Consider the following 11,181-nt stretch of genomic DNA (forward strand, 5'->3'; position numbering starts at 1 on the left):
CACGCTGAGTATATTGATTATTAATGCAAGGTTGGCATGATCGTGGTGAGAAGAGCAGAAAGGATCATCATGGACCACCGAGAAACCGAGTTGATGCTTAAGGGATACGGTTTGACCACCGCAGAGTTATTTTACCGAATGCCGGACTATCAAAACGTGCTGAACAGCTTTGTCTGGCAGGAATATGATCTGGCACCAGACCACCCAAAATTGTTCGGCTTCATCGAGTTTTGGCAAAACGAGATTGAAGGGCCGCTTCATTCCGTGCGGTTTACGCATCGCAAGATGATTGCCCCCGGCGAGTGGCGCAATGTCAGCGGTGAGTTCACGATGCACTAACCGGTAGCGTCTGCGCCAGTGCTGTCAGGCGCGTTGGCGCAGGGCCATGATCCAGAGGGCTGCGAAAGCGAAAGACGCAAGCGCGTTCCAACTGGCCATGGACAGGCCGAACATGGACCACGCAACGTCGTCGCACATGACCAGGGTCACCGGCGCGTTGAAATCCAACAGGTCTGTGCCCGTCAAGCCGCCAAGTGCATCGCCGCTTCCCGTACAACTGTCCGGCCCCTGCCACCAGCCGCGTTCGATACCGGTGTGGTAGACACCTATTGCACCGGTAACAGCCGCAGCCACTGCGCCAAGGGCCATGGTCAGGCCGTGCAAAGGTTTTGGAAGGGCCAAAAGCAGCATCGCCAAAATAGCCGCCACCGCATGGGGCCAGCGTTGCCAGATGCAGATCGGGCAGGGTGCCAGCCCGCCGATATACTGAAAGCCCCACGCCCCAAGCAGAATTGCAGCGGAGCCCGCGCCGGCAAGATAGGCCATCGTTCGGCCCATCACAGGAATTTCACCACATAAAAGCCACCCAGAAGGATGATCACAAAGAGGATGAACATCAGGCCAAGCCGCTTTTCAATGAAGTCGCGGATTGGCTCGCCGAATTTCCAAAGCAGCGTTGCAACCACGAAGAACCGCAAGGCACGGGCCACGATGGAGGCGAAAATAAACACAGGGAGCGACAGCGCGGTCGAGCCGGACAGGATGGTGATGACCTTGTAGGGAAAGGGCGTCACGCCGGCGATCAGAACTGCCCACGCGCCCCATTCGTTGTAACGGAGGGCGAATTCGTCGAAATATTTGTCTTTGCCGTAGAATTCGAGGACGGGGCGACCGACCGTGTCGAACAGGCCGTAGCCGATATAATAGCCCATCAGCCCGCCAAGAACGGACGAAACCGTTGCGATGGCGGCGATCAGAAAGGCGCGGCGCGGCGCGGCCAAAATCATCGGGATCATCAGGATGTCAGGCGGGATCGGAAATACCGAACTTTCGACAAATGCAACGACGGCCAGAGCGACCAGAGCATAGCGGCTGTCGGCCAGGCTCATTGTCCAATTATAAAGACCACGGATCATACCACACCTCTTACATCGCGCAGGCTATGGCGCGTCGCTTGGCTTCGGTCAAGGCAGTTGCCCGAAATTGGCGTTGCAGGGGCGGTGCACGCTGGGTTAGGGGACGCCAACACGGGGAGGTTGCGGGTCGGCCATGGCGATTGCACCGGAACTTGAAAAGCGGATCGGTCGGGGCGTTGATCTTGTCGCGCAAGGCTTTGCAATTGCAGGCGGGCTGGTTCTTGTCGGGATGGCCGGTGTCACGGCTGCGTCTGTGACCGGTCGGGCCTTGTCGGGGTTTGGCCTGTCCAATGTCACCGGTGATTTCGAACTGGTCCAGCTTGGTTGCGCCGTTGCCGTATTCTGGTTTCTGCCGCTGTGCCAGATGCGGCGGGCCAATGTGACGGTCGATCTGGTGTCAGAACGTTTTGGCCCGCGCGGCCATGCTGTCCTTGGGATGATGGGTAATCTTGCACTTCTTCTGTGTAGCGTGGTGATCGCACGGCAGCTTGCGCGCGGGTTTGGTGAAAAGTTCCCCCATGGCAGCCCCGCGTTTCGTGACGCGTTGGGGCTTGGCGCGCCGCCGTTCTTTCCCGAGACAACTTATGAGTTGCAACTGCCGATCTGGATTCCATATGGCCTTGCCTTGCTGGGCGCGGTCTGGCTGACAGTCGTATGTGCGTTTACCGTTTGGCGATCGCTGAACTGGGTGTTGGCCGGGCAGGAGCCCCGCGCGACATGACGGGTTTGACACTGGCCCTTGGTGGGTTCGCGGTAATGTTGGGCGCGATTTTTCTGCGCATGCCCATTGCGGCGGCCATGGGGCTGACCGGGTTTATCGGCACGTGGATTGTGACCGGCACACCGAACGGCACGCTGAGCCAACTCAAGACCCTGAGCTTTGACAGCTTCGCCAACTATTCCCTGTCTATTGTACCGCTGTTTCTGCTGATGGGTCAGATTGCAGCAAAGTCCGGAATGAGCGCGGCCTTGTTCCGGGGGGCTGCCGCTTTGGTGGGGCATCGGTCCGGCGGGATGGCGATGGCGGCGGTGGGCGCGTCGGCGGGCTTCGGCGCGGTGTGCGGGTCGTCATTGGCCACGGCATCGACCATGGGGCAGGTGGCTTTGCCCGAATTGCGCAAGCGCGGCTACTCTGACGGGCTGAGCACTGGCGTTGTGGCAGCGGGCGGCACGTTGGGCATTTTGATCCCGCCATCCGTCATTCTGGTAATTTATGCCATCCTGACCGAGCAGAATATTGTGAAGATGTTCGCCGCGGCCTTTGTACCGGGACTTTTGGCGGTGGCGGGGTATCTGGTGACCGTGCGTGTCATGGTGTGGCGGTCGCCTGGGTCTGCGCCGCGCGCACCGCGGTTGACGCGGTCCGAACGGATCGCCGCGCTGGCACAGGTTTGGCCTGTGATTGTGATCTTCGCGCTGGTCATGGGCGGGATCGTTGGCGACTGGAATTGGACACGGGACGGTGTTCAGGCGCTGTTTACTCCGACAGAAGGCGCAGCGGTCGGCGTCTTGGCCACTGCGGTGGCTGCGATGATGACGGGCGGATTGAGCTTGCGAGACCTGAAAGATGCCGTGCTGGAAACCGCAACCGCGAGCGGGTTGATCTTTGCCATCTTGCTGGGAGCGCAAGTATTCAACACGTTTCTTGCCTTCACACAGGCCCCGCAAGCTTTGGCCGCGTGGGTCGCTGATCTTGGCGCGTCACCGCTGACGATTCTGGCGCTGATGCTGCTGTGTTATCTTCTGCTGGGCTGCGTGATGGACAGCCTCAGCATGATTTTGCTTACGATCCCGGTCTTTTTTCCGATCGTGCAGGGATTGGACTTCGGACTTGGGTCAGAAGGCACCGCAATCTGGTTTGGAATCCTTGCGCTTATCGTGGTCGAGGTTGGGTTGATCACGCCGCCCGTAGGGTTGAATCTGTTCATCATCAATCGAATTGCCGGGGATGTGCCGCTGTCGGTGACCTATCGCGGCGTCGCGCCGTTTATTCTGTCTGATTTGGTGCGGGTGGTGCTTTTGGTGGCGTTTCCGGGGATTTCCCTTTGGCTTGTTGGGCTTGTCGGGTGATGCTGAGACCTTAACGATCCGCGGGCGTTTTAACGCTTTGTGAACGTTTTGAGTCGGAAGGCGTGACTTGTGGCAGTCAAGCGAACAAACACAACATTTAGTGAAAAGTTTGTTTGACGGGTGCAGCCGAATCCGGCTTATTTGTGCCCATCACAAACGGCCCCACCACATATGGTGGACTGATCAGCTTATAGAGTGTCACGACCCACACCTGCGCCGCCCATGGGCTTTGTAGGGACGGGATCTGCGTCTTTGCTGGAAAGCGGCCGAATAACAATGACCTGCACAGGGGCTGACCATGAGAATTGATCGCAAATTTACCCGTGACGCCAAAGGCGCCTATGGCGATCTGGAATTCGCGACCACAACATCGGAAATTCGCAACCCGGATGGGACCATCGTATTCCGGTTGGAAGGGTTGGAGGTTCCGGCAGGCTGGTCGCAGGTCGCGTCTGATGTGCTGGCACAAAAGTATTTCCGTAAAGCGGGGGTGGCCGCCAAATTGCGCAAGGTGCGCGAAAAGGGCGTGCCCGAGTTTCTGTGGCGGTCTGTTCCCGACGAAGACGCGCTGGCAGAATTGCCCGAAGACGAACGGTTTGGCGGCGAGGTCAAGGCAACGCAGGTGTTCGACCGTCTGGCGGGTGCCTGGGCTTATTGGGGTTGGAAGGGTGGATATTTCACCAAGGAAGCCGATGCCCGCGCCTATTTTGACGAGATGCGCTACATGCTCGCGACGCAGCGCGCAGCGCCCAACAGCCCCCAATGGTTCAACACCGGGTTGCACTGGGCATACGGCATCGACGGGCCATCGCAGGGCCATTTCTATGTCGATCACAAAACCGGTAAACTGACCAAATCGGCCAGCGCCTATGAACACCCCCAGCCCCATGCTTGCTTCATCCAGTCCGTCGCAGACGATCTGGTCAATGAAGGTGGCATCATGGATTTGTGGGTGCGAGAGGCGCGGCTGTTCAAATACGGGTCGGGCACCGGAACGAACTTCTCCTCCCTGCGGGGAGAGGGCGAGGCCCTTTCGGGCGGTGGGCGGTCTTCTGGCTTGATGGGTTTCCTCAAGATCGGTGACCGGGCAGCGGGTGCAATCAAATCGGGGGGAACAACCCGGCGCGCTGCGAAAATGGTGATCTGTGATGCGGACCACCCCGATGTCGAACAGTTCATCAACTGGAAGGTCATCGAGGAGCAGAAAGTTGCATCGCTGGTCGCTGGTTCCAAGTCCCACGAAGCGCGGCTGAACGAGATTTTCGCCGCGATCCGTGGGTGGGATGGCAGCCTTGAGGACGCCGTGGACCCCAAGGCCAACGAGGCGCTGAAAAGCGCCGTGAAGGCGGCCAAGAAGGCTGCCATTCCTGAAACTTATGTCAAGCGCGTGCTGGACTATGCCAAGCAAGGCTATGACAGCATTGAGTTTCCGACCTATGACACGGATTGGGATAGCGACGCTTACAGCTCTGTCTCGGGCCAGAATTCCAACAACTCGGTCCGGGTGACGGATGCGTTCCTGCAAGCGGTGCGGGACGATGCGGATTGGGAGCTGATCCGCCGCACTGACGGCAAGGTTGCCAAGACCATCAAGGCGCGCGATCTGTGGGAGCAGATTGGCCATGCCGCTTGGGCCTGTGCCGATCCGGGCATCCAGTTTCACGACACCGTCAATGCGTGGCACACATGCCCCGAAGATGGCGCGATCCGCGGGTCGAACCCTTGTTCTGAATACATGTTCCTTGACGACACGGCCTGTAACCTTGCGTCGATGAACCTGTTGACCTTCTACAAAGACGGGCAGTTTCAGGCCGATGATTACATCCATGCCTCGCGGCTGTGGACAGTGACGCTTGAAATCAGCGTTCTGATGGCGCAGTTCCCAAGCAAGGAAATCGCTCAGCGGTCTTATGATTTCCGGACGCTTGGACTGGGCTACGCCAACATCGGCGGCCTGCTGATGCAGATGGGCCTTGGCTATGACAGCGACGAAGGGCGGGCGATTTGCGGTGCGCTGACCGCGATCATGACCGGCGTGTCCTATGCGACATCGGCGGAAATGGCGGCAGAGTTGGGCGCGTTCCCGGGGTATCCGTCGAATTCCGAACACATGCTGCGTGTGATCCGCAACCACCGCACTGCAGCCTATGGCAAGGACAAGGGATACGAGAAACTGGCCATAAAGCCCGTGCCCTTGGATCATGCCAACTGCCCTGACGCGCGTTTGATCGAGCTTGCAACTCAGGCGTGGGACAAGGCGTTGACCTTGGGTGAAAAGCACGGGTACCGCAACGCGCAGGCGACGGTTATCGCGCCAACCGGCACCATCGGTCTGGTCATGGATTGCGACACCACCGGGATCGAGCCTGACTTCGCCTTGGTGAAGTTCAAGAAGCTCGCGGGCGGCGGTTATTTCAAGATCATCAACCGGTCGGTTCCGGCCGCGCTTGAAACGCTGGGCTATGGCAGCGCCGAGATCGAAGAAATCGTTAGCTATGCAGTCGGTCATGGCACGCTGGGCAATGCGCCGGGGATCAACCACACGGCGTTGTTGGGTCACGGTTTCGGCGCGGCAGAGATCGACAAGATTGAAGCGGCCTTGCCATCGGCCTTCGACATCCGGTTCGTGTTCAACCAGTGGACGCTGGGCGAAGAGTTCTGCACCGATGTGCTTGGCATCCCGGCCGCAAAGCTGGCGGACCCGACGTTTGACATGCTGACCTCGCTTGGCTTCACACGCCAGCAGATCGAAGCTGCGAACGACCATGTCTGCGGGACCATGACGTTGGAAGGCGCACCTCACCTCAAGACCGAGCACTACGTTGTATTCGATTGCGCCAATCCTTGCGGCAAGAAGGGCAAGCGGTATCTGGGTGTGGAAAGCCACATCACGATGATGGCTGCGGCACAAAGCTTCATCTCGGGCGCGATTTCCAAGACGATCAACATGGCCAATGATGCGACCATCGAAGATTGCCAAAGCGCTTATGAATTGTCTTGGTCGCTTGGTGTAAAAGCCAACGCGCTGTACCGCGACGGATCAAAGCTGTCGCAGCCTCTTGCTGCTGCGCTGATCGAAGATGATGACGAAGCCGAAGAGGTTTTGACCAGCGGCACGCCGCAGGCAAAAGCGCAGGTGCTTGCCGAGAAGATTGTCGAAAAGATCATCGTCAAGGAAGTCGTGCGCAGCCACCGTGAAAAGCTGCCCGAGCGGCGCAAGGGCTACACTCAAAAGGCCATTGTCGGCGGTCACAAAGTGTATTTGCGCACCGGCGAATACAAAGACGGCGCGCTTGGCGAGATCTTCATCGACATGCACAAGGAAGGCGCGGGCTTCCGGGCGATGATGAACAACTTCGCTATCGCAGTGTCGGTTGGCTTGCAGTACGGTGTGCCGCTGGAGGAATTCGTGGATGCCTTCACTTTCACCCGGTTTGAGCCGGCCGGCATGGTGCAGGGCAATGACAGCATCAAGAACGCGACCTCGATCCTCGACTATATCTTCCGTGAGTTGGCGGTCAGCTATCTGGATCGCACGGATCTTGCGCATGTAAAGCCAGAAGGGGCGGCGTTTGACGATTTGGGCGGCGGCGAGACTGAAGGCAAACCCAACGTTGCGCCTGTGAGCGAAAGCGCGGCCAGCAAATCGCTTGAAGTGCTCAAGCAGATTTCATCGACCGGGTATTTGCGCAAGCGGATGCCACAGGAATTGGTGCTTCTTCAGGGGGGTGGCGGCGGCGCGGTCGCGCTCGATGCCGGGATATCGGTAGAAGGCGCGGTCACGGCCCTTGAGGGGAGCACGGCTATCGGCGCCATCTCGATGGACGCCCGCGCCAAAGCCCGGATCCAAGGGTATGAGGGTGATCCGTGCGGCGAATGTGGCAACTACACCCTCGTGCGCAATGGGACGTGCATGAAGTGTAACACATGTGGCGGAACCAGCGGGTGCAGCTGATGGTGTGTCGCTTGGTGCTGGTGTGGCGACCATAGTTACTCCCAAGAGCGGGCATAGTCGTGCCTAAACGGGCATAGTTCCGCCCAAGAGGCTCAAAATCGGTGAAGGGGTGGCTACTCAGCCCCTTCACTGTGTGTTGCAAGACATATCCAAATGGCGAGATTGCACCGGCGGTTCGGGTCGTCGCCGCTCCGCCACTTGCCCTTGAAAAGGCTTTCTCTCGATCAAGCCTCGGCCGGACATTTTTGCGTTTTCAAATGCGTTTGCGGCGTGGGCTGAGCACCGCCTCCGACGCGAAAAAGCCAAAATCGTTCTCTCCATCGCGGTATTTTCTGAACCTGATGACTGCGCGTATTTGGTGCAGATATTGTAACCCGCTGACCTTTATTTGTTTTCGGCCTTGGATACCGAAACACTTGGATCCTGGGCCAGTCCGGCGAGTTGGAACTGGTATCGAACTCTCGCCTGCCTCCGAATGAGGGAACGGCTGTGTTTCTGCGGCCTAGCAAATCGAGACGTCACGTAATGGGCGGACTGCTGTCATTCGCTGCGCTGGCGCATTTCGACCGACACAACACGAAATCGAACCTTCACAGATTGATCATCCAAAACTGGGCAAGATGGAGAGGAGTTTGCTCTGTGGAACTGAACTTGGAAATTTAGATGGAGGGTGCGGACCAGCATTTGGATTTTATCCGAACAGCGGATCTGTCAGCTTTGAACAAGTGGCTGCGCTACGGAGCATGGCACAACGCGTCCTTGTCAAAGCTATGCAATTTAGAGACAGTATGTTTGAGGGCATAGGTACGAAGCCGCTAGTGACGTGTATGGGTTCTAACGGGCTGAAATGTTGCTGGATCTAAAAACTACAGGAAACATTTTTCATGTCATCACTACTATTCACGGACGAGGCGAACGACGAATTGCCTTTCGAAGAGAATTTCATAGAGCAAGCCGAATATATTGGTCGTGACAAGTTTCTTCAGCTTGCAGCTGAGCATCCCCGAGAAGTCAGCATACTCAAGAAACTTGTTGGTGGTGGTGCGAAGCTTCTCATCGGTCCAAGAGGGTGTGGCAAGAGCACTCTTATGCGTAAGGCCTATTATGCTGCTTTAGGTGGTGAGGTAACAGGCGTATTTCCAATCTATGTGAACTTCAAACTCGCCCTCAAACTGGAGCCCTACTATGTGAATGGGCCCAATGCTTCATATTGGTTTAAGAAGTGGTTAGTTCTGAAAGTCCTTCAGTCTGCCGTAGAAACAATCGAAATTTCTGATGAGCTTGTGACACCTTCACGCCTTCCGTCCAAGAAGAAGCTATCTCAACGGATCGATGCTTTGGAAGCAAATCATTCCGATGATGGTCTTGAGGAAGAGTATACGGTCAGTTTCCTTGTTGAACTAGTTGAGGAAATTATTTCTGAAAATGATCTTTCACGATCAGTGGTCCTGATCGATGATGCAGCGCATTCCTTTTCGGAGAAGCAACAAGAGGATTTTTTTGATTTTTTCCGAGCAATAAAGACACGTTTGTTGTCGCCAAAGGCTGCTATTTATCCTGGCATCACATCGAACTCAGCAAGTTTTCACGTTGGACACGACGCTGAGCAAATCGACGCTTGGGTTCGCCCGAACGGATCAGAGTACGAAGAGTTCATGCTTTCGTTAGCTACCAAACGCCTCGAGGGGACGGGTTCGGATTTCATCTCTGATAATGAAGAAGACATACGTTTTCTAGCATATGCGTCCTTTGGAGTACCTAGAGGTTTTCTGGGAATGCTTAGAGCGGTTTACAACTCACCAGAATCATATCTGAATTCAGATGGTAGCCTAAACAAAGCGAAAGTGCTTCGACTGTCTCGCGCTGGAAGGGACATGTCACATGCAGTTTTTGACTCGCTAACTGCAAAACTGCCTTCGTACGAAAGCTATGTCGAAAACGGATCCAAGTTATACCAAGCAATCCTCTCCGAGTTAAAGGCGTTCAACAAGGGTAAGGTGCCGTCGAGACAAGCCATCCAGTTCGCGATCAAGACGCCACTAGGGGCAGATCTTGAAAAAGTTTTTGGATTTCTTCAGTACTCGGGACTCATTATGCCTGCGGGGCAAATTCTCAAAGGAGAAAAAGGGAGCTTCAAGATTTTTGACGTCCATATTGGCGATCTTGCTGCGGACAACACCATCGTAGGAAACCGAACTAAGTCCATACCGCTATTTTTAGAAGTGATTAGAGCAACTCGACACAATGCGTGGCCGCGTCTTAGCACAAATGGCCTTCTTGAAACGGCAAAAGTTAAATCCGACACGTTTACACTTTCACTTCCTCTCTGTCATTCCTGCGAAACTCCCAGAGATAACCCTGAAGCGAAATTCTGTTCGAATTGTGGGGCCCAGTTGAAGCCTTCATCCACGTATGAAGCCCTTGTTCAGAAAGATATCTCCGTCCTTCCGATTTCCGCTACGATGTTAAAACGGATCAAGGCTAATTCACATATCCGCAAGGTGCGTGACATCCTGATAGATGCAAGTCGGGAAACCCTACTAGGGATCAATTATATAGGAAAAGTCCGTGCAACCAAAATTGTGGCGCTTGCAGAAGAACATGTGTCATGAACCTGTCGATTGCAGACTTTGTAAATGAAGCTCCGCCATCTGGTAGTATTGGGTCGATACATTCGGCTCTAACGGAAGTTGATCTTAAGTCTCCGATTGATGAGTACATCAAGAGTTCCCGAAGCCTTCTCTCATATGGAACTGTTCGTCGGTTGTCTGAAAATGATCATTTGGGAGGTCTTCTCGTCCTTGGATCTGTTTCTGCCGCTGAAGCTTACTTTAGGTCAATATTATCACTAAGCCTCGAAGGTTGCCCGATATGTCGTGAGACTGCTGCAGAAAAACAAATTAATTTAGGCGGGGTACTATGGCACGGTCATTCTGAGTTTAGGCGAAGCGCCTTTGAACACATGTCTTTCAGTTCGAAGTCTGAACTAAAAAGGGCATCTAATAGTTATCTAGCTTTCGACCTGAAGGACGCCAAATTTAGCGGGCCATTGGCAGATTTTGACGTTGCCTGTCATTTGCGGCACGGGCTTGTTCACAATGGTGGTATCTTACCTGGTAGAAACGCCGTCCAACTGGGCGTGAAGAAGTATCGTAAGCCGGTTCGGATTGTTGTTGATTTTTCTATGTTGCAGCGAACCGTTGCTGCAGTTGACACCCTCGTCCTCACCTTCAACAGAGAACTCTTTGCCGAGATGTGCCATCGCTGGGCGGAGAAGTGGCCCAGACGAATCGATTGGGATCCCGACAAGAAAGATGAGACTTTTAACAGACTGTGGAGGAACTTCGCCTGCAATGAATTGCACCAAACACGGGCTGGCCGTTCGCACGTATCTAGGGGGAAATGCCTGGCAGAAATTAAGAACAAATATAATTTATAGGAATGCTGCAGCGCGGCACTATAGTTAACGCTGGGATGCCCGCTAAGGGCCGGGTGTGACGGTCGCGACCACGTTTTAACCGATAATGCTGCGTGGCGGAAAATGAAGGCAGTGACAATCAACATTCCGTAAGCGGTGCGCGGCCCCCACACTTTCGAGCTGACGTCTGATCTGCGATTCAGGGGAATCTTTGGTTTGTGGGGAGTTTCTCGATGGGCGCTACAAGCGAGTTTCTGGCAAGTGGACCTGTCACGTATTTGTGCTGCTCCAGGTGCTCGTTTAAGCCACTTTCCGTTCGAAGG

8 protein-coding genes are annotated in these 11,181 nt (G+C 55.3%); 6 read left to right on the forward strand and 2 right to left on the reverse strand.

Features of this window, described 5'->3' with window-relative positions:
- Positions 1-69 precede the first annotated feature (69 nt).
- The gene (locus tag E2L05_RS04405) at positions 70-339 is read left to right on the forward strand and encodes an usg protein (protein WP_133341671.1); all 270 of its coding nucleotides are present in this window, start codon (positions 70-72) and stop codon (positions 337-339) included.
- Between the two features lie 24 nt (positions 340-363).
- On the opposite strand, the gene E2L05_RS04410 is transcribed toward E2L05_RS04405, so the two are convergent.
- Entirely contained in the window at positions 364-825 is a 462-nt protein-coding gene (locus tag E2L05_RS04410) for a disulfide bond formation protein B (protein WP_243721861.1), read from the reverse strand.
- 11 nt (positions 826-836) lie between these two features.
- Entirely contained in the window at positions 837-1,415 is a 579-nt protein-coding gene (locus tag E2L05_RS04415; RefSeq protein ID WP_133341673.1) for a YqaA family protein, read from the reverse strand.
- A gap of 133 nt (positions 1,416-1,548) precedes the next feature.
- On the opposite strand from E2L05_RS04415, the gene E2L05_RS04420 reads away from it, so the two are divergent.
- The 5 genes from E2L05_RS04420 (at position 1,549) to E2L05_RS04440 (ending at position 10,879) form a co-directional block, all read left to right on the forward strand.
- On the forward strand, positions 1,549-2,136 hold the full coding sequence (locus E2L05_RS04420) for a TRAP transporter small permease (protein ID WP_133341674.1): 588 nt from the start codon (positions 1,549-1,551) through the stop codon (positions 2,134-2,136).
- Positions 2,133-3,485: a TRAP transporter large permease gene (locus tag E2L05_RS04425; RefSeq protein ID WP_133341675.1), complete on the forward strand. Its 1,353-nt coding sequence runs from the start codon at positions 2,133-2,135 to the stop codon at positions 3,483-3,485. The genes E2L05_RS04420 and E2L05_RS04425 overlap by 4 nt, the downstream gene beginning before the upstream one ends.
- A 298-nt stretch (positions 3,486-3,783) precedes the next feature.
- Complete coding sequence (locus E2L05_RS04430; RefSeq protein WP_133341676.1) at positions 3,784-7,440, forward strand: vitamin B12-dependent ribonucleotide reductase; 3,657 nt, start codon at positions 3,784-3,786, stop codon at positions 7,438-7,440.
- An 884-nt stretch (positions 7,441-8,324) separates the two neighbouring features.
- A complete protein-coding gene (locus E2L05_RS04435) occupies positions 8,325-10,052 on the forward strand; it encodes a hypothetical protein (RefSeq protein WP_133341677.1) in 1,728 nt (575 codons plus the stop codon).
- Entirely contained in the window at positions 10,049-10,879 is an 831-nt protein-coding gene (locus E2L05_RS04440) for a hypothetical protein (RefSeq protein ID WP_133341678.1), read from the forward strand. Before E2L05_RS04435 ends, E2L05_RS04440 begins: the two co-directional genes overlap by 4 nt.
- The last annotated feature ends 302 nt before the right edge of the window (positions 10,880-11,181 follow it).

Source organism: Meridianimarinicoccus aquatilis, from assembly GCF_004358675.1.
Lineage (GTDB): Bacteria > Pseudomonadota > Alphaproteobacteria > Rhodobacterales > Rhodobacteraceae > Meridianimarinicoccus > Meridianimarinicoccus aquatilis.